This window comes from Bacillus sp. THAF10 (genome assembly GCF_009363695.1).
Classification (GTDB): domain Bacteria; phylum Bacillota; class Bacilli; order Bacillales; family Bacillaceae_I; genus Sutcliffiella_A.
In genome coordinates this window covers 1,148,262-1,169,715 of record NZ_CP045403.1, presented here as the reverse complement: position 1 = coordinate 1,169,715, position 21,454 = coordinate 1,148,262, and the positions used below count along the sequence as shown (strand labels likewise).

Below are 21,454 nucleotides of genomic sequence, written 5' to 3'. Positions count from 1 at the left end.
CTCGGCTTCGCCTGCGGGGTCTCACATTGGCCACTTCTCTAAACAGGAGTCTACGTCTTGCACTCCAATCAACCGCTGGTGTCATCTAAGAAGTAAAAGCATATTTTAATACTAAAAAAACCGAACTGATTAGATCAAATACTCCAATCAGTTCGGTTTTTACTTAGGCTAAAACAATTTTGTCCCAGCCTCTTTCTTAATTTCTTTCTTTTAAAACTCCATGCCGATTTGCATAGATGGCGGCCTGTGTTCTGTCTGCCACCTGCAGTTTACTTAAAATATTGCTAACATGTGTCTTTACTGTTTTTACGCCGATATATAGGGAGTCACTTATCTCCTGATTCGTTAAACCATCCCCAAGACACATAAGTACCTCAAGCTCACGATCTGTTAATTCATCATGTAGAACTTTCGTTGGCGTACGAAACCTGTTCATCATTTTATTGGCCACTTTTGGTTCAATGACAGGCTCATTGCGCATAGCCTTGCCAATTGCTACAATAATGTCTTCAGCCCTGGCAGTTTTTAATAGATAGCTATATGCTCCTGCTTCAATAGCTGGAAACACCTGTTCATCATCAAAATAACTCGTAATAATAATAATTTTACAATCTGGTAAAAATGCAATAATTTCCTTTGTAGCTTCTATACCGTTCCCATCTTCCATCAGTAAATCCATCAATATCACATCCGGTTGTTCACGTCTGGCAATTTCCACAGCTGCTTTCCCGCTATTTCCTTCCCCAACAACCTCGATCGTTGATTCTGTCTCTAAATATGCAAGCAGCCCCTTTCTAACCATATCATGGTCGTCCACCACTGCTACTTTGATTCTTTCCATCAACCTTCCTCCTTTCTAAAAGGTACATGTATTTCGATATGTGTTCCTTCCCCTTTTTTAGATCGAATATTGAACTGTCCACCAATCTCTTCACAACGCTCTCTCATTGTATGCAATCCAAAAGAAGACTGCTTGTGCTGATTTAAATCAAATCCCTTTCCATTGTCACCTATAAATATGTATACATAATTGCTTCCCTTTTGCTGCATGGTTATTTTCACATTTGTAGCATCCGCATGGCGAAGAATGTTGGATATGGCTTCCTGAATAATTCTGAACAAATGGTCCTCCGTTGCATTCGTAAGATTCTCAATTTCAGCAATGTCTTTTTGAAAGGAAATTGGCGTTCTTTCCTCCAGTTCGACAAGCAGCTTTTGAATCCCTACAGAAAGGGAATCGTTTGTTAAGGACACTGGTCGTAAATGTAATAACAACGCTCTCATTTCCCCTTGCGCTTTGGCAGCAATCGAAGCGATTTCGGTGAGCTGTTTTTTTGCCTTTTCAGGATGCGAATCAAACAGTCTTATAGTCGCAGATGACATGATACTTAGTGCAAATAACTGTTGACTGACCGAATCATGCAGCTCTCGTGCAAGCCGTTGTCTTTCTTCAATAGTTGCTGCATTATGTGCTTTTATTGCGAGTTCATTTTTTTCTTCCGCAAGCTTTTGCAGGGATTTCACTTGATTTTGTATCTTATTGGCTAGTTGATTGATATCTTCTGCTAACCTACCCAGTTCGTCCTTTTCTCCAACAATAATCCTCTCGGAGTATTTCCCCCTTGTTAAGGTAGCGATAAATGTGGAGATACGGTCGAGCCTATTCTTCATATAGCTACTATGCTTATAGCCAATATAAACGCTCGTCAAGACAGTGATCAAAAATGCGACCAGAGTAAGAAGGACACTCCATTGTACATTGATTAGCAGGCCTCTTTGATAGAATAATAATATCGTTTGCATAAAAAGAAAGAATAAGAAGGAGGACACGATGGAAACTAGTAAAAAGGAGCGAATATACCAAAATCTTAGACTTTCAATTCTTTTTCCGTTCTTAGACATGATCAATTCGAACATCTCCTATTTTCATATCTAATATAATGTTGAGCTTTCTTGTCGCTTCCTCATAGTTAGAAGTTTCGTAAAAAAGCTTATTACCCTTTCCATCTGAGGTGTCTCCAAAAACACTAAGCTGCCCTAATTTTACATTTGCAGAGATTTTAACTGGCAAATCCTCTGGAATTAACATTTTAAGATCTGCCACTACACCTTTAATTTGAATATGTGTCTCTTTGTCAGGAATGTACGCCTTACTAAAATCAAAATAATAATCTCCCACTACATTCCATACCTTCAATGGCTCCACAGGCCAATTTTGCTTATTCATCTTCATATCGCCGATTGTAATGACTCTTTTCGTACCGGTTCTAGGTTGATCTGCTTCCTCATCATTCTCAGAGTAATCTGTAAAAATCTCGTCTAAGTCGTCATCCGTTTTTGTCACTTGAAATTTAACAGGTCTCTTATTAACAAATAACTTAATACCGAAATATATGATCAAAAGGGGCCATAATTTCCAAAACATCTGAAATTCAAACCTCATATAGTCTAACCGATCTAACAGTAATAAAGTCCCGAGTGATAACAGGAAAATACTCACAAATAATGAGCTTTTGTAATGAAAGAGTGCGTCTATTAAAAGCTTCAATCCTAAAAGAATAATGAGAATAGGATAATAAGTGACAAAAATCTGTTTTATTTCCAAGGAAATGATACCAATGTTGACTAAAAGTAGCATAATCCCTAAAAAGACAACAAAAATTGCAAATAATTTTTGATTTACTGTTTTCATGTTTATTCATTTCCTCCTTCCCCTATTTTCATTGGTTACTTATATTGTACTATTCTGATGGGTAAAAAAACCCAATCTCTAGCTAGTTTCTCTATCCGTCTCAGGTCGGAAAAATACGAAATTAGGGGAAGCTGGAAGACATTAATTTGATACATCCTTCGTTTCTCTTTTCACCAGTAGCATTTGTAGCCATTCATAAACAACTAAACCTAAAAGCAAACAAGTATACCCCATTGCATAACCAGCAAGAACATCCGATGGATAATGGTAATTCAAAAAAATTCTGCTTGTACCAAGTAAAGCGATAAAGAGGACTCCTAAAACAGCTACAACAATTCGAAAAGTTCCCTTCGTCATATATGCGAGTGTTAAATATAATAACAGACCATAAAAGAACAACCCTACCATGGCATGTCCACTCGGAAAGCTCAGACTTTCTGCACCAGGACCTGTCATCGGCCGTTCCCTACCTGTAAAGTCCTTTAACCATTTATTCGCTTCATTAACAAGAATCACACCAGCTACAAGAACTCCCATTGCCGGATAGTCCCTCTTCTTCCACCAAATCAGTACTAGCGCAATCACTAAGACAATAATTACACCTGTTTTATCCCCGAGCATCGTAAAAATTTTAAAAAACGCAACGACACTTTCTGCTCCGAGTCCCTTTACAAAATCCTGGATCACAGAGTCATAGCCTATTGTGCTTTTCTTCATGATTTGTGTAAAAGACCATACAAAAAACATACTGCAAATAGTGAACAAAACTATCCTGCTCCAATTTTTGTTTACCATTCCCTTTTCTCTTCCTGTTTTAATTTCTGTTTTCATTTCAAATTCCCCCTTTCAAACCACCATACTTCTCTTATTTTACTAAATTTATGAAAGTTATGACTATTCTTTTTCTTCATAGTCATATAGAATACTAATTAAAAACAATTCACGTGAAGGGAAATGGTAGAGGTTATGTTAGAAAAACTACATGCGCTATTGGAAAGTCGTTATCAAGAAATGGTAGAAATACGACGCTATTTACATCAATTCCCTGAAGTTTCTTTCAAAGAATTCCATACTGCTAAATACATAGGAGATTACTACACAGACTTAAGCATTCCTCATCAAACAAATGTTGGTGGCAATGGGGTTGTTGCAAAAATTGTAGGTGCGCTTCCGGGAAAAACCGTAGCCTTACGAGCAGATTTTGATGCGCTTCCCATTCAAGATGAAAAAGACGTAGAGTATAAGTCAAAAGTTCATGGTGTGATGCATGCTTGTGGGCATGATGGGCATACGGCAACCTTACTCGTGCTTGCCAAATGTTTAAACGAGCTAAAAGACGAATTAGAAGGAACCGTTGTTTTCATTCATCAGCACGCCGAAGAATATGCACCAGGTGGAGCAATTGCCATGATTAATGATGGATGTTTACACGATGTGGATGTGATTTTTGGCACCCATCTTTGGGCAGGTGTTGATGTAGGAACTATTCAATATCGTGTGGGCCCAGTAATGGCAGCAGCTGATCGTTTTTCTATCAAAGTTCAAGGGTCTGGTGGGCATGGAGCACAGCCTCATAAAACAAAAGATGCGGTAGTGACCGCCTCTCAATTAGTGCTAAACTTACAACAAATTGTCAGCAGAAGAGTAAACCCAATCGATTCCGCTGTTATTTCCGTTGGATCGTTCATGGCGGAAAATGCCTTTAATATCATTGCTGATTCGGCAAAGCTTGTTGGTACGGTTAGGACATTTAATGATGAAGTACGAGACCAAATAGAAGCAGAAATTGATACTGTTGCAAAGGCTACCTGTGCGTTGAACGGGTCCACTTACGAATATGTGTTTGACCGTGGCTACCCTGCTGTTGTAAACCATAAAGCGGAGACCGATTATCTAGTTGAGGTTGCCTCTACCATTGATGATGTTCAAACTGTTGAGGAAACCGAGCCTCATATGGGCGGAGAAGACTTTTCCTACTACTTAAGGCATGTGAAGGGGACCTTTTTCTTTACTGGAGCAAAACCAGAAGGAGTAGAGGTGGCTTATCCACATCACCATCCGAAATTTGACATAAATGAAAAGGCGCTTTTAGTAGCTGCAAAAACATTAGGGGCTGCTACGGTTATGTATCACCAGCATGAAAAATTAAACCTTGTACCAACAAGTCAACAATAAAAAAACAGCATGCCAGCTCCTTGTAGGAGAAATCTTGGCATGCTGTTTTTATTTGTATCCTAGTTCTTTAAGGATTCGCATTCTGTAACAATTTTTCGCCGTATTTCCTAGCTGATCAAGAAAATTGTAATTGGCATAGGCACCAACAATGGCCCCCAGTCCAGGAATCATCTGTAGCATTTTAATTAAATCTATGTGATCTCGGTATTCCTGTTGAAAGATGCGCCAGTCAAGATTTTTAGCCTTTTCTTTATGCTCCTCCCAATTTTCCAAATACATGAATACCTCTTTTTTTCTTTTTTCACTTGAAAATGCGAGTTGAAAAATATACAGAAGGTACACGCGTTCTTCATAATTTTTAATGTTGTAGCCGTAAATGTTTGCAACCTCAAATAAAAATTTCATTTTAATGGATAAAAGGAGAGGAAAATCGGCAATACCAAGTAAAATGCCACCTGCACCTGTTCCTGCACCTTCGACAGCAGCCGTTTTCTTGTAAACATTTAGTTTTTGCGACAATAATTCATCCTTTTTTTCCAAAGAGAGACGACTATTTTCCACGTTATATTTGGTGGAAATATTACTTCCTACTAAGGTTGCCTGCACCATTTTCTTGATACTCTCCGTCATCACGTGATGAACCTTATCGGGAATATAAGTATTCACTTTATTTTGCGCTTCTTTTGAGATTCGTTGAAGCATGGATGGCTTTTTCAAAAGCAGCATTTTCCATTTTATTACTTCCCCTAACACCTTCTCTTCGTACACATTAATCTACTCCTTAACCTCCGCATTTATAGCTTGGCTAGCTTTCCTTTTACAACAAACTGTACATAAAGATAAGAAAACACAATACCGCCTGCTATACTCACTAAAGCATAATGCCAGGGAGCAACAAAAAATGTTACCCCACCAAGAACGATCGCCTGAACGGATAAAATGTAAAAAATCCACTTGGTAAAGGCAGTAGAGCGATGTTCCTCTTCCACAGGATAAATTGTAATCCACAGCTTATTGTAATGATGCCTCCACATCGGAATGAGCTGAAAGCCAGTGAGGTAAAGCACGAATGCAGGAATAAAGTAGGTCGCATAGCCGACAGGCAGCGTCAAAAGTAACGCTATACCTATAATCAGAAGGCGCGCAAACAGTCCAAAATAGTCACCTGAGCGAAGAAATGTACGCAAATATAAATACTGATATGCATTTTTATTTTCATACGCTACTGTGCCTAAAAGGAAATCGAGCCACCTTCTCCGCTTTACTTTTTCTTTTAAACCTGGAACATCCACAAATAGATTCGCCACTCGGTAAAACAACTGCATCCGTTTCGTTTCATTTTCAATTAACAAATCCCATTTCCAGTTCATGGTTTTGGACGCTTGTTGGAAATAAAAGAGCATACCAACCATCGCTCCAATTAGAATAAGTACAAGGAATACATTCGCTTTTGAAAAAACCAGGAAAAGCAAGCCGAAATTTAGTCCAAACCGAATAATCCAGTCCACTCTTCGAACCTTCTTATCGGTATATAAATTTAAAAGCCATGCTAGCCAGAGGTTCCATGCTTTAACTCCAACTAGAAGCAAAAGAATGGATAACAGCACAGGGAAAGTTGTATCTGTTAGCGTAAGAAACAATGGCACCGAAACAGCAAACACGATGAGTAAGAAATAGCTTTCTAAAACAATGGAAAAGAGAAATGACTTTTTTATATAGGGCTTCAGCTTTTCTTCTAACGGTAAAAGAAAAACAAGATCAGGATCCTTTAAAAACGTATGAATCGTTCCTCTTGTTAATAAAAGCGATAAAACTGCTCCCATGATTAAAGCATAAGGGAAGTCAGGTGGTACCACATCAAGCCAGTTTTGATAAGCAAGTGCCAGGCCACTTAGCAAAAATATCATGACAATCACTAAATGATCGTTAAACATATATTGCAGGTACTTACGTGTATCCGTTACATATTGGCTAAATCTTGTTTTCCAAAGCTGTTCCACCTTAAACATTGCTCTCTTCCTTTGTCAGTTGAATGTATAAATCATCTAGAGAAGCACTCGGCAGGTTGAATTGCTGTCTTAACTCCTGAAGCGTTCCTTTCGCACGTACTTCTCCCTCATGCAATATAACAAAAGAATCACAGTATTTCTCTGCTGTCGCCAAAATGTGAGTGGACATCAATATTCCAGCTCCACTCTTTTTGACCTTGTCCATCATTTCTAATAGCGCATGAATTGCTAATGGATCTAGTCCAACAAATGGTTCATCGACTATATATAATTTAGGCTCTACTAAAAAGGCAGAAAGAATCATTACCTTTTGTTTCATCCCTTTTGAAAAATGAGCTGGAAACCACTTTAATCGCTTTTCCATTCTGAACTCTTTTAACAAAGGATGTAGCCTTTCTTCAAAGGTTTCTTTACTAAGCCCATATGCCATTGCCGTTAATTCCAGATGCTCATACAGCGTCAGCTCATCATACAAAATAGGCGTTTCTGGAATAAAGGTAAAAGTTGAACGATACTTTGTTGTATTCTCCTTGATAGAAAGACCATTTATCTTAATGGAGCCTTTCTTTGGTTCCATCGTTCCAATCACATGCTTAATAGTGGTACTTTTCCCAGCCCCATTTAACCCGATTAATCCTACAAGCTGATTTGGTTTGACTTCAAAGGAAATATCCTTTAACACTGCTTGGTTTGTATACCCACCAGTTAACCCGTTAATTTCCAATAAACTCATCTAGATCTATCCTTTCTAAAAAACCAAAGTATGTACTGTAATATAAATTTTACCATAACATAATTTCAAATGATTTGCGCAAGATATATAACGAAGGGGATAGAGTTGCTAACAAGCCTTAAATGACTTCTTATAAATGAGGTGACTGTCAAAGACAGTTTTGCTCTTTTGTAAAAAAAGCGTTAAGACACTCTCGGTCGTTGCGGGACTTAACCGATTCGCAAAGCCGAAAACAATCATCAGAAACATGAGCTCCAACCATTGTGAAATGAGGTGCTTACGGGAGACACTTTTACTAGCTGTTGCCTGTGATGAATCATTTTGAAAATGAGGTGTTCATCAAAGAGACTTTAATGTCGCTTCCACGTTACTCTAGTTGTGAAACTAATGTAACAAGGGGATGATTGTATTGAACAGGAAAGCTGACGATTAGACGCATTTTTAGAATCAGATGAGGTGTTTATCAAACACAGTTGTTTGAATGAAAAATGTTGTTCGTAAAAAGCTTCTCCTTATTAGGGTAGGGAAGCTTGATGCCTCTATCCCCTTCTATGCAAGCAGGAGCCTACGCTCTTGCTTGTTTTGTTATGTTAGGATTAGATTATGATACTTGTCTCAAACATGGTAATATAGAGAAAATAAAAGTTGAGGTGAAGATGATGAGCGATTGCATTTTTTGTAAAATTATCGATGGTTCTATTCCAGCAGCCAAGGTTTACGAGGACGAAGATGTGCTTGCCTTTTTAGATATCAGCCAAGTAACAAAAGGTCATACCCTCGTTATTCCAAAAGTACATAAAGAAAACATTTATGAATTAACCCCTGAAATCGCCGAAAAGCTATTTAAAGTAGTGCCTAAAATTGCAACTTCAATTAAAGAGCAATTCAACCCAATTGGCCTGAACCTCTTAAATAACAATGGAGAAGCTGCTGGTCAGTCAGTCTTCCATTACCATATGCATATTCTGCCACGCTATGGTAAAGGGGATGGCTTTGGAGCAGTCTGGAAATCCAATCAAAGTGACTATACACCAGAAGACCTGCAAAACCTATCGTCCCAAATTTCCGAAGGCATAAAATAAACTATTCTAGACGTGGAGAAGAAGGCTTTTCCACGTCTATTTTCTCATTTCTCCAATGGTAATAATCTGCTCACAGGGCTGCCAGTCAGGATGCTCAAATCTAAAGGTGCAGTTCCTTTGTAGGTAATCTTCCACAAAATCCCGATAGCTTCGGTCCCACCTTAGTAGATGAATAAACTCCTCCCTTGTTCCTTTATGCTCTACTTCATGCTTTAATTCATTCAGCATGTCACACTGCCAGACAGATTTTAGCCTGCTTGATCCTGGGATATCTGCAAACCTTCTGAGATCTCCCTGCCATAACAATGCTTCTGGATAGTAGTAAGCATATACTTTGTCATATACTTCTCCTGTATCAAGATGCACCTTCTTTCCTGCGTGCTCCCTGAATTCATAGCCCTTTTCCGTTGAATTGATTAACTCCAACTGCTTTTTGTCTATGAACGTCACCCATACTTCACAGTTTGCTCCTTGTACAGGAGCTATCACAGCCGGTAATGAACCATAAGGAGCGAGAAATGGTGCATACACGATATCTGAATCCACTATTTCGCCCTTAATACAGAGGAATGCGTCATCTTCTGCAGGACGGAGCTGAAATTTATATTGAAGCTGCGCAAGGCACACATTCGAGCCATAGGCAATAACTGGTACTTTTTCCTGCCAGGACTTTTCACCAAAGAACTTTCCTACTTTCACCTTTTCCTGAGAGTGAAAAGCAAGGCTTCCCAAAATATGATCTACCTTAGAAAGGTGAATTTCTTGCTCAGCTAACGATAAGTCCTTGTGAACGTTTAGACGATGCGCCCTTCCTTGCCAAAATAAAAAAGAGCTTGCTGGTCTTGGCCCTGGATAAATATCAGGATGGTCATATGGACTAAGGTTTATCGGTTTATGCTCTCGATACATAAAAAAATCTCCTGTCTTTTTTCGAAATCTTTTATGTATTCTAACACAATTCATGTTAGGATATATATTAATATTTTCAGACACTTTAGGAGGTTAACGGGATGAAGAGTACCTATAATTTTAATGCTGGCCCTGCAGCACTTCCAAAGGCAGTATTGCAAAAAGCCCAACAAGAGTTTATGAATTTTGATGGAACAGGAATGTCAGTGATGGAACTAAGTCATCGCAGTAAGGAATACGAAAGAGTTCAAGATAACGCATCTCAACTTATTAAAGAACTTATGAACATTCCTGATACATACGAAGTCTTGTTTATGCAAGGTGGAGCAAGCCTGCAATTTTCAGCTATACCGCTCAATTTTCTACCAGAAGGAAAAATTGCCAACTATGCTTTAACCGGGTCATGGTCTGAAAAAGCCTTAAAAGAAGCGAAGAAGATTGGCCACACCCACATCGCTTCCTCTTCTAAGGATGATAATTATTGCCGTATTCCACAAGAGTTAGAGCTGTCAAATGAGCCAGCATACCTTCATCTCACAAGTAACAATACCATCTTTGGAACACAGTGGAGCAAGTATCCAAGCCTGCCAGCTGACATTCCACTTATTGCAGATATGTCGAGTGATATGTTAAGCAGAAAGATAGAGATAGAAGATTTCTCTCTCCTCTATGCAGGTGCTCAAAAGAATCTCGGTCCATCTGGTGTCACGGTGGTGATTATTAAGAAGGCTTTGCTTGAACATTGCCCTCCTGATATCCCAACAATGTTAAACTATCAAACCTATGCAAAAAATAAATCGTTATATAACACCCCTCCCACCTTTTCTATTTACATGCTCTCACTTGTTTTAGAATGGGTAAAAGAAAACGGAGGACTCGCTACCCTTGAAAAAAATAATCGGGAAAAAGCAAGCTTACTGTATGAGACGATTGACTCCAGTGAAGGCTTTTATTCTGGCACATCATCAACAGAGTCAAGATCAAGCATGAATGTCACATTCAGACTCCAATCCGAAGAGCTCATTACTGACTTCTTACAAGAAGCGAAAGAACATGGATTTGTTGGGTTAAACGGTCACAGACTTGTGGGAGGTTGTCGAGCATCGATTTATAATGCTGTTCCATTAGACTCCTGCTACGCCTTGGCCGAATTTATGAAAAAATATCAGTCCAAATATTAGCAGTTATCACTTTTCCCTTTTCAAAAAAACAATAAAATTATATACTTGTAACTATTAATCTGCATTAGACAATGAGTGTACTAATGAGATTAAACTTTTAAAAGATTAGTTGAGGAGAGATGAGAAATGAATACGAAAGTTTTAGTGTCACTTTCATTATTAGTTGGCATTGGTGCAGTATTGCACACCATTGTGCCAGGATTTGTACTTGGGATGAAACCTGATGTCGCATTAACGATGATGTTTTTAGGAATTTTACTTTTTCCTGAAAAGAAAAATGTATTGCTGCTAGGAGTGGTAACTGGGTTAATTTCTGCAATGACTACTACCTTTCCAGGTGGACAAATTCCAAATATGATTGATAAACCAATAGCAGCATTTTTGTTCTTTATCATGCTGATTTCACTTAAAAAAATTGATCGCCCATTAATAAAAGCAGGAGTATTAACTGCGATTGGCACCCTACTATCTGGTGCAATCTTCTTATATGCAGCACTTACTCTTGTGGGCTTACCTGGCGGAGGAACCTTTACGGTACTAATGGTTTCCACCGTTTTACCTACAGCTGCTTTAAATATTGGATTAATGCTACTCTTATATCCGATCGTTACCTCTATCGCGAAGCGTTCCAATCTAATTACAGCTACAGAATAACAAGTAATGGGGAATTCCAGTTAACGGAATTCCCCATTTTCATTTCTATACAATCATAATCGCAAATATAGCTAATAAGAATAATACTGCTCCTGCTCCTCCCACTGCCATCGCTTTTTGCTGTAACACTCTCTTTGGTGGGTAAGCTCCTGCTCTTTGGGACGCCAAAAAATAATTACCCCCTCCAAATAAAAGCAAGCTACTAAGGATGAATAATATAAATGCTATGCCTGCCACTTTTTCTCGCCTCCCATTTTCATTTCCTACCCTATAACTATGCACGAACATACAAGCTTATGTAATGGTTGTATGCAAACCCTATCAATAAAAAATGCAAAGAATGGAAACATTAAAAAGAGGATTTTTTTCGTAAATGTTGAATTATATAATAATCTTGGGGTATTGAACTATATTCACATAATTTTTAATATGAGGTGATTTGCATGAATGGGAAATCATTCATCTATGGTGTACTTATTGGTGGAGCAATAGCTGGAGTTTCTACCCTTCTAACGACCCCTGCATCTGGTGCAGAAGCACGTTTAAAAGTTAAAAACACTAAACGAAACATTCAACTTGCACTCGATGAGGTGAAACAAGAAGCAATAAACGTGAAAAATCAACTTACAGAAGCGATGGAAGAAGGAAAAGCAACCGTCGGAGATCTTACAAACGAAGTAAAGATTTCTGTGGATTTATGGAAAAACAGCATTAAACCACACCAGGAATCCATCCAGCAAAATATTGCAGCATTAGAGAAAGAGTTAGAAAAGCTTGAGAAATCAATAGAGAAAAATACAACAAAATAAAAAAATTTTAATTTTTTGTAAATTTTGACCTTTATTAATTTTTATTTTATTGTCATAATAGATAGTAATATATTAGAAAAAAGTAGGTGAGTTTGTGAATACCCAAAATGGACAGTATTCATTGAAAGAGGCGATGCTATTTAGCCAGCGTGTCGCACAGCTTAGTAAAGCCCTATGGAAGACAATCGAGAAAGACTGGCAACAATGGATTAAGCCTTATGACTTAAATATTAATGAACACCATATTTTGTGGATTGCCTATCATTTAAAAGGGGCTAGTATATCTGAAATTGCTAAATTTGGGGTTATGCATGTTTCGACCGCATTCAACTTCTCGAAAAAGCTAGAAGAAAGAGAATTGCTGCGTTTTTCCAAAAAAGAGAATGACAAACGAAACACGTATATCGAACTGACAGAAAAAGGGGAAAAAATTCTTCTTGATTTAATGGAAAGCTATGATCCTAGTAAAAACTCCGTATTTAGCGGTGCATTGCCTATGCATGACCTTTATGGGAAATTCCCAGAATTACTGGATATCATGTGTGTAATTCGAAACGTTTACGGGGAAGATTTTATGCAGATTTTCGAAAGATCCTTTAACAATATTGAAGAGGACTTCGTAGAAATTGATGGAAAGCTTGCTAAAAAAGAAGAAGAGCTTCTTACAGAAAAAAATGAAAGCGTTACTTCTTCTTAATAAGCTTTAAGAATGCCGACATAAGTGGAACATATTTATCTTGTTTAATTAGGGCATCAATCGTCTCCATCCAATCCAAATTTGGATGCAAGTCCTGTTGAAATTTCTGAAGAAGCGGAGCGAACGTAACAAATCCTTCCGCTTTTTGTTTTTCCATCTCCTTGCTCAACTCTTCACAAGTATGGAATAGAAATTGAACATCCTCTCTTGTCAGTTTCCTGCGAATAATTAAGTAGTCTAATGGAAATTTCCCTTGATCAAGTTGCTTGGTTACTAATTCCATATAAAACTCCAAAGCGGCCAGTCTTTCTTCTAACATGCTTCATCCTCACTCGTTTTCAAAAATTCTACTCCCTATTTTACAACAAAAGAAACAGCTTACCAATATTTATAAGGAGGATGGCGAAAAATATTTCTAAACTACTATTGATTTTTACCCTAAATTAGCTTACAGTAGGTTAGTAATTTTGATTCGACTAACTGGTAGGTGAAACAACCATGAATTGCTGGAAATCCATTGACCTAACCCGTCAGTATGGCTTTCACCGCATTACCCTTATTTCGTTCATTGTCACACTACTTTCGTTTATAGTATTCTATTTGTCTTTTAGCTTGTATTACCATGACATTACTGTTTCTTCTGCTAATTTTGGATGGTTTATCTTAGCTCTTGCGGCAATTTTCACCCTCCATAAGCTATGTCATGCCCTACCGCTAATTGCAACCTTGAATCAAGTAGCATTTCAATGGAAATTTAAGTGGTTTATGCCATATATGAAAATAAAAACTAAAAAGCCTTTTACTAAATTGCAATCGTATGTTGTATTTATGGCGCCTTTTGCCATCCTAACAACTTCGTTTGTATTACTTTCGCATATTTTTCCAAGCTATTACCATTATTTCTCCATTCTAACTGCAGTGAACATTGGATTATGCATTCCTGATTTTATTTATGTAAAATTGATTCAACGTGCACCAAGCAAATGCCAGATCGAGGAATTAGATCATGGCTACGATATTTTAATAGTAAAAGATAATGAGATAGCATCCTAAAAGAGGATGCTTTTTTTATCCATTTTTTGAAAACTTTCTGGGATGAGAGTATCTTTTTTCTTTAATGTTTGGTAAGGTAGAAAACATAAGAACTTTCATCCGAAAACATTGGTGGAATACCGCCAAAGGAGGGATTTTATGGCTATCGCATCTTTATTCGTACTAGTTGCTGTAGTTATACTCTTCTACATAAATAAATTAACGAATGCGTTATGCGTTCAGAAAGAAATTCCGGAGGAGCGTCAGCCGAAAGTTTTCCGAACCATTAATGTCCTCATTACCATTCTATTAATTTCTTCTTATGTAGATATATTACTTAGCTCCAAATAGCTATAGCCTGAAGCCACGAATAGGAAAACACCTTTCATTTTAAATGAAAGGTGTTTTTTCATATTAGGGTTTTTGTCCAACAGGACAAGGAGCCTATTCTCCATTTATGCTAGCTTAGTATAACCAAGCTGCACCTACGATTACTAACAAGATAAATAGTACTACGATTAACGCAAATCCGCCGGAATATCCTCCTGACATGTGTGTTTCCTCCTTTTATTTAGGAATGTATTAACTACAACCAAGCTGCACCTACGATTACCAACAAGATAAACAATACTACGATTAACGCGAACCCACCTGCATACGCATTACCCATCTTAGTAACACCTCCTTTATGAGTTGTTACGTTATCTTATGCAACTTTTTCTAAGGGGGCATAGGCATTTATCCTGCCTCTTAGGTTTTTTACATGAAATCCTGGGAAACATGGTTGGTGTTGGTGTATTTCATGATTCGTATTATCATATGTATTAATGAAAAAATTGGTATAGGTAAACGCCCAGTTTTTACATATGAATGATATATTCATGTAAAAACGAATTAGTAATACATTTCATAATCTTAGAAAATTATGCTATAGTATGAATTGGAATGCCTTACTACATATGGGAGTTGACTAGAATGAAAAAATGGATGATTGCTGCGACTGCAGCTGCCTCTATCCTTGCTCTTTCTGCTTGTAACAATGACAAGAGTGACAATTCTGAGGTTATTGTTGAAACATCTGCAGGAAATATCACACAGGGTGAACTGTATGAAGCAATGAAGGACCGATTAGGGGAAGAAGTGCTACGTGAGCTTGTCTATGAAAAAGTATTAAGTGAAAAGTTTGAAGTAACGGATGAGGAAGTTTCGGAGCGTGTAGAGGAATTAAAGCAACAGTTAGGACCTCAATTTGAAATGGCCCTCATGCAGAGTGGCTTCAAAAATGAGGAACAGCTGACACAAACATTACGAATCTCTATGCTCCAAGAAAAAGCGGCAAAAGAAGACATAGAGCTTACGGACGAGGAAGTTCAAGAGTATTACGACCAAATGAAACCTGAAATCAAAGCTAGTCATATTCTTGTGGAAGATGAAGCAACTGCAAAAGAAGTGAAGCAAAAGCTAGATGAAGGTGCCGATTTCGCAGAGCTTGCGAAAGAGTATTCAACAGACCCAGGTTCTGCTCAAAACGGTGGAGATCTTGACTGGTTTGGCGCAGGAATGATGGTTCCGGAATTCGAAGAAGCTGCTTATAGCCTTGAAGTTAATGAAATCAGTGAGCCTGTTCAAAGCACACATGGTTTCCATATTATTAAAGTAACAGACAAAAAAGAAAAAGAACCACTTGAGGACATTCGAGGAGAAGTAGAAGAAGAATTGATGAATTCAAAATTACAGCAAGAATCTGTTGATGCAGCTGTAAAGAAAATCCTTGATAAAGCCAATGTCGAAGTGAAAGATTCCTCCCTTAAGAACACCTTTGAAGAGAAAGAGGAAGCAGAACAAGAAAATCAATAACAATACGACAGAAGAAGCGGGATGACATTCCCGCTTCTTTTTTTATGACTGCAATATTTGTTGTTTTTTGTCCCGCTCTTCCTGAATTCTGTCCATATAGACTTGTCCTTCTTTTTCTATAATTGCGGTCTCTACCTCTTTTTCTTCTTTTGCCGAACGTAATGTCATATAGGCACTAAAACAAATACCTATCACAACTAAAAGCATCCACCATGGCATAAAAAGCCCCTCCTCTCTTTCATATCGGCTCACAAAGCTTGCGAAAACAGCCTTCACATGTGATGCTAGTTTATACATATGATAGAGTAAGAAGGGCTAGTACTATTTATATGTTATTTGTGAAATGTAGGTTTATAGAAATTACGATTATCCATCGCAAAGATTCTTTCTGTATATTCTCCTGGTTTCACGCGCTCTAGTGCGCGATCTAGCATGTTCATTTTGGCATCAATATTATCAATGTAATGGAGAATTTCTGCTTCCTTGATGAGTGGAAGCTTAGGACTTCCCCATTCTAGCTTTCCATGATGGCTAAGCACCATATGCTGAAGCACCATTACTTCTTCGCCCTCTATTCCAAGTTCCTCTGCTGCTTTTCCAATTTCATTGACCATAATCGAAATATGTCCAATCAAATTTCCTTCTACGGTATAACTAGTTGATAGAGGACCTGATAGTTCGGTTACCTTCCCTAAATCATGAAGAATGACGCCTGCATACAGAAGGTCTTTATCAAGAGAAGGATACAAAGTGGAAATCGCCTTGGCTAAATCCAGCATCGAGACAACATGAAAAGCAAGCCCAGATACAAACTCGTGATGATTTTTTGTTGCAGCAGGATACTCTAAGAAATCCTGCTGATGCTTCTTTAACAGATGCCTTGTAATTCTTTGTATGTTAGGGTTCTTCATTTCGAAAATTGCTTGTGTAATTTTATCCATCATGCTTACCTGATCCATCGGAGCGGTTTCAAGCAAATCTGAAATACTCACTTGCTCATGGTCTTCTTTCGGCTTGATTTTTCTTATTTTCAGCTGATTTCGTCCGCGATAATGATGAATATCCCCATAAACTCTCACAATGCTTTGAGGAGTATACAAACCCTCATCATCAGGAGAGGCATCCCATAGCTTTGCTTCTATCTCTCCACTCTTATCTTGGAAAATGAGCGTTAAAAAAGGTTTTCCATTGCTGGCAATCCCCTTTGTTGCTGTTTTAATAAGTAAATGCACATCCACTTGCTCTCCCACTTCAAAGTGGAGTATTCCTTTATTCATCATTCCTGCCCCCTATTCAAATTGTCGTACACTCGATTTCCTTGCTTTTTTGCGAGCCAAAGTTTTGTAAATATTAAACCAAACAGCATAATTGCTGCTCCAAATAGGTAAGGAATATGAATGTTTATTTCAAACAATAGTCCTGCTAAAATAGGTCCTGCCACATTCCCTAAGCTTAAAAATGAATTATTTAGTCCCATCACCAAACCTTGCTTGGCACCTGCAAGCTTTGAAATAAAAGCATTTAGTGCAGGCCTTAACAAAGAAACGCCTGTAAAAAAGATACAGGTTGTTATCATAACGGTAGTCAATCCAATGGCAAAGGTCATCGATACAAAACCGATAGCACTTAGCAACAAAGCGCCTGTTACGACACGTTCTTCACCAAATTTTCTCGTCAGCCTGCCTACCACTCCGCCCTGAACAATGGTTCCTACTAGACCTACAACCAAAATAATTAATCCTATTTCACTAGGATTATAGTCAAATCTGGTCATTGTATAATAGCTAAAAATGGACTGAAAGTTGGCTAGGCCAAAGCTCATAATAAAGACAAGCAATAGCAAAAAACCAATCGGACTTTTTATTGCTTTAAACATCACCACAAATTGATTTTCAAATTTCTGCCCTGCCAGTAGTTTCCCATCTTCCTCTCGTTTCTCTTTCGGGTACGACTCTGGTAAGACTGCTATGGAGATGAATCCAGCAATTGTGGCTGCAATGCCTGCGACTAAGAAGGGCAATGACAAACTAAACTCTGCAAGCCATCCACCAATCCCAGGTCCCACAACAATACCAAGCCCCATAGCTGCCCCCATCATTCCCATTCCTTGTCCTCTTTTTTCTGAGGAAGTAACGTCTGAAACGTACGCCATTGCTGTTGGCATGAGGGCAGAGCCAAATGTACCTGCAAGGATTCTCGAGATAAATAACATCGTGATACCATTGGCATATGCAAAAATAAATTCAGCAAGAGCAAAACCAAAAAGCCCAATGGTGATTAATGGTTTTCTTCCAATTTTATCAGAGAGTCTTCCCCACAAAGGCGCAAATAAAAATTGCATAAAGGAAAAGACTGCTACAAGTAATCCTAACGTTTTTGCATCGGCACCGAATGCTTCCATATAAAAAGGTAAAATCGGAATGACCAAACCTATCCCAATCATAACGATGAAAAGATTAATGCTAAGAATTATTAACGGAACTTTCTTCTGTCCAATCACACTTCCATTCATTAAGGTTACCTCTCATCATTCTTTCTTCAATGTGTCCATTTCTAAGGATAGCATTCTCCACTGAAAATAGACAATGTTCACTTCAGCTCCATAATGTAACTTTCCCCTTTTCGCTTTCATCAATTGTATGAATCATCGCACTTGACTTGATAGCAAAAAGATTTTTTATATGGCTATGACAGGTGAAAAACATAATTTGCTCTCCATTATCTGCTAATTTTTCTAATAGGGAAATGGCCTGTTCTGTTCTAAGCTCATCAAAGTTTACAAAGCTATCATCTATAATAAAAGGAAACTGTTGCTCTCCCCAAACCGAAGCCACGGCAAGTCGAATGGAAATAAAGAGCTGTTCTATCGTTGCTTGACTCAATTCTTTGGGAGCAAAAACTGTTCCATCTTGATGTTGAACATACAGCTTTCTATGTTCCTCATTATCTATTATCCGGGTATACTTCCCCCCTGTTAGATACTGAAAATGCTTGGTGGCTTGCTCTAAAACCTTTGGAAGCTTCACATCTCGGTAAAATTCTATTGTCCTCAAAAGCATTTGCTGTGCTGTTGCATAGACTGCCCATTTTCTCGCATACTGCTGTAGCTTCCCTTTTGACAATTCAACCTGCTGAACAGCATCAGAATAGCTTCCCTCTTCCTCTAACTGACGGATGGTTTCCTTCACAGCTGTTCTGTTTTCAATTAATTCCTGTTCCTGCTGTTTTAAGTCTCTCAGTAGCTTTTCTTGCTCTACCTTCTCTGCTTTCCAAACCTCTAGTGGCTTATGCTCTGTGTAAGATACCTGATAAAGCTTTAACAGGTGCTCAAGTTGACTGCTTAGTAGCGTATATTCCTTTTCAAGTTCTAAGCTCACTACGTATTGCTCACTTTTTAATCGGTACTGCTCTTCATCCTCAACCTGTGCTTGCTCGAATAATAGCTGTATTTGCTTGTCTGCCCCACTATATTGAACAGAAAGTTCCCTGCTTTCGTTTTCTAGCGCTTCTAGTTCTTGTTTTATTTTCTGGCTTTGTTGCCTTTTTTCCATTTCTTTGTTCAATTTTGAACGCATTAAAGGTAAGGCGTCTTCAATTGTAATTCCATGCTCTAATTCATCCACACCCGCTACTAGCTGGGATACCTTCGTTTGAAATTCTTGACATGCTTGCTGAAGGTGATTAATTTTACTTTTTAAGGCTTCCAGGTTGGAAATAGATTGTCTTAACAATACCGCCTTTTCAAATGCTTCTTCAATAAAAGAAAGAGAAATATGTTCCAAGCTCCTGACTTTTGCCCATCTTTCCCATCTTTCCTCTATATGAAAGCTTTCCTTTTCCCATTCCTCAAACTGTTCAATGTTTCTATTATATGCCCGCTCACACTGGGTAAGAAGCAACCTCTCTTTTTGCAGAAGCTCTATGACGCTTTTTTGTTTGGATAGCCTTGCTTTATACTCCTCAACTGTTGCCGACACATCAGAAGCATATAGCTTTTCCTTTAATCTATCCCGTTTCGTTTTTAGATCTTGGTATTCATCCTTCATCCTTTTCAAACTCGTGTTTGCTGTAGAAGGTTTTATGTTCAAAGCAGTAAAAACAAGCGCAAAAACAAGCATCACAACTGCGATGAATATATTGTTTTGAATGAAGAAATAGCTTGAGCAAGCTATTCCAATAACTATTGCGGATAGTGCAATAATCTTAGCTCTTCCCTGCTTAGATACATTCTCTTGTTCCTGGTATTCCATCTGTTTTTCAAGCTGAGAGATTAGTTGATCGGTTAGTTTCACATCTTGACTGACACTATCAAGGTTTTGTTTCGATACTAAACTCTCCATTCTCTGAATCTCATCGGTTGGCAATAATTCTTCTTCGAGGGTATTTACACGCACCTCTTGTTTTTCTAGTTCATCCTTCAAGACTTTAAATTCATCATCTAATCGCTTCTTTTGATTGCTCAGCGCTTGATTTTTTGCATACAATTCCTTCATTTCTGCTTTTGATGGAATACTACTATCAAAAGACTGAATGCTATCTGAGTCTAGCTGCTGCCAGTTTAACTCCTGCTTTATAAGTGCTATTTGTTTTTCCAAGCCTTCTCTTTCAGTTTCTAGTACGGCCAATCTTTCTTTCATCTGATCATAGCGAGGTCGCTCTGCAACAAGCTCTTCCATTAGACCCGCTTTTGCTAAAAGAAGGTCATCTACTGATAGATTTTTCAGCATTTGCTCACAATCTACCATATCACTTTTTATCTTTTCAAATTTCGTCAGGTAAAAATTCTTCTCTGTCTGCCATTTTTCCAGACGTGCGATAGGATCTCTAGGAAAATTATTGAAACCCTCCATCCGTTCTAGCTCTATTTTTACTCTTTCCTTTTTATCATGAATTGGCTGGATGGAAAGCAAGGTGTCGATTAGTTTTACACTTTTTTCTGCTTCAAGCTTCCTTTCTTTGGTCTCAGACAACCTGTTCTCAAGCTGCTTTGCCTCTACTTGAAGCTTTTCATAGCAAGCTAATTTTTCTTCCCACTGCCAAACAATTCTCTGCTCCTCTTTCAAATCAGCAAGAAGTTTATTCATTACCGGCTTTCTTCCCCCGGGCTTAAAAAGCTCCTCCTGCTCTTTTGTAAGCTCTTGAGAGAGCCTATGCAACTTGTCATTTCCAATAATGCCAGAAGAAAATAAGAAGCTGCCAAGCTCGTCCGAATCTATCAGCTTTACATTTTGGACATCCATAATGTTGAAGGAAAAAATAGCTTTAAACATATTTTTGTCGATGCCATCAAGCAGCTCATCCAATGAGCATGGATGACCTAAATCATTTATCACCGTTACATCCCCAGCTTGTTTTCCTGCAACTCTCTCGATAGTGTACGAGTGCCCATTTCTCGATTCGACTATCAGCTTCCCTCCATAGGAAGCTCCCTTTTTCGGTTCGTATCTAGAATCTAGCTGATTTTTAGCAGGAAATCCAAATAAAATCGCATGAATAAAAGCCATTATCGTAGATTTTCCTGCCTCGTTTTCTCCCATAATAACATGCAAGCCTGATGACAAATCATCGATCATTAGGTTCTCTAGCTTTCCGAAGCCGTAAATGTGTATGCCTTTTATTTTCAT

Annotated in this window: 25 protein-coding genes; 9 read left to right on the top strand and 16 right to left on the bottom strand. The window is 38.2% G+C overall.

The genetic code is table 11. The annotated features are described in order from the left end of the window. Positions 1-196: 196 nt before the first annotated feature. The 4 genes from FIU87_RS06225 to FIU87_RS06210 form a co-directional block, all read right to left on the bottom strand. A complete protein-coding gene (locus FIU87_RS06225) occupies positions 197-841 on the bottom strand; it encodes a response regulator transcription factor (RefSeq protein ID WP_152443777.1) in 645 nt (214 codons plus the stop codon). Beyond that, positions 841-1,902 (bottom strand): sensor histidine kinase, encoded by a 1,062-nt coding sequence (locus tag FIU87_RS06220; protein ID WP_367643910.1) that lies wholly within the window; start codon positions 1,900-1,902, stop codon positions 841-843. The genes FIU87_RS06225 and FIU87_RS06220 overlap by 1 nt, the downstream gene beginning before the upstream one ends. Beyond that, complete coding sequence (liaF, locus tag FIU87_RS06215; RefSeq protein ID WP_152443775.1) at positions 1,895-2,692, bottom strand: cell wall-active antibiotics response protein LiaF; 798 nt, start codon at positions 2,690-2,692, stop codon at positions 1,895-1,897. The genes FIU87_RS06220 and liaF overlap by 8 nt, the downstream gene beginning before the upstream one ends. 141 nt (positions 2,693-2,833) lie before the next feature. Then, entirely contained in the window at positions 2,834-3,523 is a 690-nt protein-coding gene (locus FIU87_RS06210; protein ID WP_152443774.1) for a phosphatase PAP2 family protein, read from the bottom strand. Positions 3,524-3,658: 135 nt separating this feature from the next. On the opposite strand from FIU87_RS06210, the gene FIU87_RS06205 reads away from it, so the two are divergent. After that, positions 3,659-4,867, top strand: coding sequence for an amidohydrolase (locus FIU87_RS06205; RefSeq protein WP_152446440.1), 1,209 nt, complete (start codon positions 3,659-3,661; stop codon positions 4,865-4,867). A 48-nt stretch (positions 4,868-4,915) separates the two neighbouring features. On the opposite strand, the gene FIU87_RS06200 is transcribed toward FIU87_RS06205, so the two are convergent. The 3 genes from FIU87_RS06200 to FIU87_RS06190 are packed head-to-tail and all read right to left on the bottom strand — an operon-like array spanning position 4,916 to position 7,609. After that, positions 4,916-5,641 carry an EcsC family protein gene (locus tag FIU87_RS06200; RefSeq protein WP_152443773.1) on the bottom strand — a complete coding sequence of 242 codons (726 nt, stop codon included), beginning with the start codon at positions 5,639-5,641 and terminating at the stop codon, positions 4,916-4,918. 20 nt (positions 5,642-5,661) lie between these two features. Continuing rightward, the gene (locus FIU87_RS06195) at positions 5,662-6,876 is read right to left on the bottom strand and encodes an ABC transporter permease (RefSeq protein WP_152443772.1); all 1,215 of its coding nucleotides are present in this window, start codon (positions 6,874-6,876) and stop codon (positions 5,662-5,664) included. Next, positions 6,869-7,609, bottom strand: coding sequence for an ABC transporter ATP-binding protein (locus FIU87_RS06190; protein WP_152443771.1), 741 nt, complete (start codon positions 7,607-7,609; stop codon positions 6,869-6,871). Before FIU87_RS06190 ends, FIU87_RS06195 begins: the two co-directional genes overlap by 8 nt. 659 nt (positions 7,610-8,268) lie before the next feature. Between FIU87_RS06190 and FIU87_RS06185 the strand changes: the two genes are divergently transcribed. Further along, positions 8,269-8,691, top strand: a complete 423-nt coding sequence (locus FIU87_RS06185) for an HIT family protein (RefSeq protein WP_152446439.1) — start codon at positions 8,269-8,271, stop codon at positions 8,689-8,691. A gap of 36 nt (positions 8,692-8,727) precedes the next feature. Here FIU87_RS06185 and FIU87_RS06180 read toward each other — a convergent pair whose 3' ends face one another. Next, positions 8,728-9,600 carry a hypothetical protein gene (locus tag FIU87_RS06180; RefSeq protein ID WP_152443770.1) on the bottom strand — a complete coding sequence of 291 codons (873 nt, stop codon included), beginning with the start codon at positions 9,598-9,600 and terminating at the stop codon, positions 8,728-8,730. Between the two features lie 101 nt (positions 9,601-9,701). Between FIU87_RS06180 and serC the strand changes: the two genes are divergently transcribed. Then, the gene (gene serC, locus FIU87_RS06175; RefSeq protein ID WP_152443769.1) at positions 9,702-10,781 is read left to right on the top strand and encodes a 3-phosphoserine/phosphohydroxythreonine transaminase; all 1,080 of its coding nucleotides are present in this window, start codon (positions 9,702-9,704) and stop codon (positions 10,779-10,781) included. Positions 10,782-10,907: 126 nt separating this feature from the next. Then, a complete protein-coding gene (locus FIU87_RS06170; protein WP_152443768.1) occupies positions 10,908-11,435 on the top strand; it encodes a tryptophan transporter in 528 nt (175 codons plus the stop codon). Positions 11,436-11,480: 45 nt separating this feature from the next. On the opposite strand, the gene FIU87_RS21540 is transcribed toward FIU87_RS06170, so the two are convergent. Then, complete coding sequence (locus tag FIU87_RS21540) at positions 11,481-11,603, bottom strand: membrane protein YhzF (RefSeq protein ID WP_301538656.1); 123 nt, start codon at positions 11,601-11,603, stop codon at positions 11,481-11,483. Positions 11,604-11,878: 275 nt separating this feature from the next. Here FIU87_RS21540 and FIU87_RS06160 point away from each other — a divergent pair, with 275 nt between their 5' ends. Both FIU87_RS06160 and FIU87_RS06155 read left to right on the top strand, forming a co-directional pair. Beyond that, on the top strand, positions 11,879-12,244 hold the full coding sequence (locus tag FIU87_RS06160) for a YtxH domain-containing protein (RefSeq protein WP_152443766.1): 366 nt from the start codon (positions 11,879-11,881) through the stop codon (positions 12,242-12,244). Positions 12,245-12,338: 94 nt separating this feature from the next. Further along, positions 12,339-12,941 (top strand): HTH-type transcriptional regulator Hpr, encoded by a 603-nt coding sequence (locus tag FIU87_RS06155; protein WP_152443765.1) that lies wholly within the window; start codon positions 12,339-12,341, stop codon positions 12,939-12,941. On the opposite strand, the gene FIU87_RS06150 is transcribed toward FIU87_RS06155, so the two are convergent. Next, positions 12,928-13,260, bottom strand: a complete 333-nt coding sequence (locus FIU87_RS06150) for a DUF1878 family protein (protein WP_152443764.1) — start codon at positions 13,258-13,260, stop codon at positions 12,928-12,930. The two genes, FIU87_RS06155 and FIU87_RS06150, sit on opposite strands and share 14 nt — an antisense overlap. A 179-nt stretch (positions 13,261-13,439) precedes the next feature. Here FIU87_RS06150 and FIU87_RS06145 point away from each other — a divergent pair, with 179 nt between their 5' ends. Both FIU87_RS06145 and FIU87_RS06140 read left to right on the top strand, forming a co-directional pair. Then, on the top strand, positions 13,440-13,994 hold the full coding sequence (locus FIU87_RS06145) for a DUF3267 domain-containing protein (RefSeq protein WP_152443763.1): 555 nt from the start codon (positions 13,440-13,442) through the stop codon (positions 13,992-13,994). Positions 13,995-14,138: 144 nt separating this feature from the next. After that, the gene (locus tag FIU87_RS06140; RefSeq protein WP_152446438.1) at positions 14,139-14,324 is read left to right on the top strand and encodes a hypothetical protein; all 186 of its coding nucleotides are present in this window, start codon (positions 14,139-14,141) and stop codon (positions 14,322-14,324) included. A 114-nt stretch (positions 14,325-14,438) separates the two neighbouring features. On the opposite strand, the gene FIU87_RS06135 is transcribed toward FIU87_RS06140, so the two are convergent. Continuing rightward, positions 14,439-14,525 carry a YjcZ family sporulation protein gene (locus FIU87_RS06135; protein WP_152446437.1) on the bottom strand — a complete coding sequence of 29 codons (87 nt, stop codon included), beginning with the start codon at positions 14,523-14,525 and terminating at the stop codon, positions 14,439-14,441. A 34-nt stretch (positions 14,526-14,559) separates the two neighbouring features. Then, positions 14,560-14,643 (bottom strand): YjcZ family sporulation protein, encoded by an 84-nt coding sequence (locus FIU87_RS06130; RefSeq protein WP_152446436.1) that lies wholly within the window; start codon positions 14,641-14,643, stop codon positions 14,560-14,562. 305 nt (positions 14,644-14,948) lie between these two features. On the opposite strand from FIU87_RS06130, the gene FIU87_RS06125 reads away from it, so the two are divergent. Then, entirely contained in the window at positions 14,949-15,830 is an 882-nt protein-coding gene (locus tag FIU87_RS06125) for a peptidylprolyl isomerase (RefSeq protein ID WP_152443762.1), read from the top strand. Positions 15,831-15,872: 42 nt separating this feature from the next. On the opposite strand, the gene FIU87_RS06120 is transcribed toward FIU87_RS06125, so the two are convergent. The 4 genes from FIU87_RS06120 to FIU87_RS06105 form a co-directional block, all read right to left on the bottom strand. After that, the gene (locus FIU87_RS06120) at positions 15,873-16,049 is read right to left on the bottom strand and encodes a sporulation YhaL family protein (protein WP_152443761.1); all 177 of its coding nucleotides are present in this window, start codon (positions 16,047-16,049) and stop codon (positions 15,873-15,875) included. 113 nt (positions 16,050-16,162) lie between these two features. Next, on the bottom strand, positions 16,163-17,107 hold the full coding sequence (yhaM, locus tag FIU87_RS06115) for a 3'-5' exoribonuclease YhaM (RefSeq protein ID WP_152446435.1): 945 nt from the start codon (positions 17,105-17,107) through the stop codon (positions 16,163-16,165). After that, positions 17,107-18,342 (bottom strand): MFS transporter, encoded by a 1,236-nt coding sequence (locus tag FIU87_RS06110; protein WP_152443760.1) that lies wholly within the window; start codon positions 18,340-18,342, stop codon positions 17,107-17,109. The genes yhaM and FIU87_RS06110 overlap by 1 nt, the downstream gene beginning before the upstream one ends. Positions 18,343-18,424: 82 nt before the next feature. After that, complete coding sequence (locus FIU87_RS06105; protein ID WP_172970972.1) at positions 18,425-21,454, bottom strand: ATP-binding protein; 3,030 nt, start codon at positions 21,452-21,454, stop codon at positions 18,425-18,427.

Bases quoted from the DNA above. Each gene is read 5' to 3' on its own strand.
- FIU87_RS06225 (WP_152443777.1), bottom strand. From the start codon at position 841: ATGGAAAGAATCAAAGTAGCAGTGGTGGACGACCATGATATGGTTAGA.
- FIU87_RS06220 (WP_367643910.1), bottom strand. From the start codon at position 1,902: ATGTCTAAGAACGGAAAAAGAATTGAAAGTCTAAGATTTTGGTATATT.
- liaF (WP_152443775.1), bottom strand. From the start codon at position 2,692: ATGAAAACAGTAAATCAAAAATTATTTGCAATTTTTGTTGTCTTTTTA.
- FIU87_RS06210 (WP_152443774.1), bottom strand. From the start codon at position 3,523: ATGAAAACAGAAATTAAAACAGGAAGAGAAAAGGGAATGGTAAACAAA.
- FIU87_RS06205 (WP_152446440.1), top strand. From the start codon at position 3,659: ATGTTAGAAAAACTACATGCGCTATTGGAAAGTCGTTATCAAGAAATG.
- FIU87_RS06195 (WP_152443772.1), bottom strand. From the start codon at position 6,876: ATGTTTAAGGTGGAACAGCTTTGGAAAACAAGATTTAGCCAATATGTA.
- FIU87_RS06190 (WP_152443771.1), bottom strand. From the start codon at position 7,609: ATGAGTTTATTGGAAATTAACGGGTTAACTGGTGGGTATACAAACCAA.
- FIU87_RS06185 (WP_152446439.1), top strand. From the start codon at position 8,269: ATGAGCGATTGCATTTTTTGTAAAATTATCGATGGTTCTATTCCAGCA.
- FIU87_RS06180 (WP_152443770.1), bottom strand. From the start codon at position 9,600: ATGTATCGAGAGCATAAACCGATAAACCTTAGTCCATATGACCATCCT.
- serC (WP_152443769.1), top strand. From the start codon at position 9,702: ATGAAGAGTACCTATAATTTTAATGCTGGCCCTGCAGCACTTCCAAAG.
- FIU87_RS06170 (WP_152443768.1), top strand. From the start codon at position 10,908: ATGAATACGAAAGTTTTAGTGTCACTTTCATTATTAGTTGGCATTGGT.
- FIU87_RS06160 (WP_152443766.1), top strand. From the start codon at position 11,879: ATGAATGGGAAATCATTCATCTATGGTGTACTTATTGGTGGAGCAATA.
- FIU87_RS06150 (WP_152443764.1), bottom strand. From the start codon at position 13,260: ATGTTAGAAGAAAGACTGGCCGCTTTGGAGTTTTATATGGAATTAGTA.
- FIU87_RS06145 (WP_152443763.1), top strand. From the start codon at position 13,440: ATGAATTGCTGGAAATCCATTGACCTAACCCGTCAGTATGGCTTTCAC.
- FIU87_RS06135 (WP_152446437.1), bottom strand. From the start codon at position 14,525: ATGTCAGGAGGATATTCCGGCGGATTTGCGTTAATCGTAGTACTATTT.
- FIU87_RS06130 (WP_152446436.1), bottom strand. From the start codon at position 14,643: ATGGGTAATGCGTATGCAGGTGGGTTCGCGTTAATCGTAGTATTGTTT.
- FIU87_RS06125 (WP_152443762.1), top strand. From the start codon at position 14,949: ATGAAAAAATGGATGATTGCTGCGACTGCAGCTGCCTCTATCCTTGCT.
- FIU87_RS06120 (WP_152443761.1), bottom strand. From the start codon at position 16,049: ATGCCATGGTGGATGCTTTTAGTTGTGATAGGTATTTGTTTTAGTGCC.
- yhaM (WP_152446435.1), bottom strand. From the start codon at position 17,107: ATGAATAAAGGAATACTCCACTTTGAAGTGGGAGAGCAAGTGGATGTG.
- FIU87_RS06110 (WP_152443760.1), bottom strand. From the start codon at position 18,342: ATGAATGGAAGTGTGATTGGACAGAAGAAAGTTCCGTTAATAATTCTT.
- FIU87_RS06105 (WP_172970972.1), bottom strand. From the start codon at position 21,454: ATGAAAATAAAAGGCATACACATTTACGGCTTCGGAAAGCTAGAGAAC.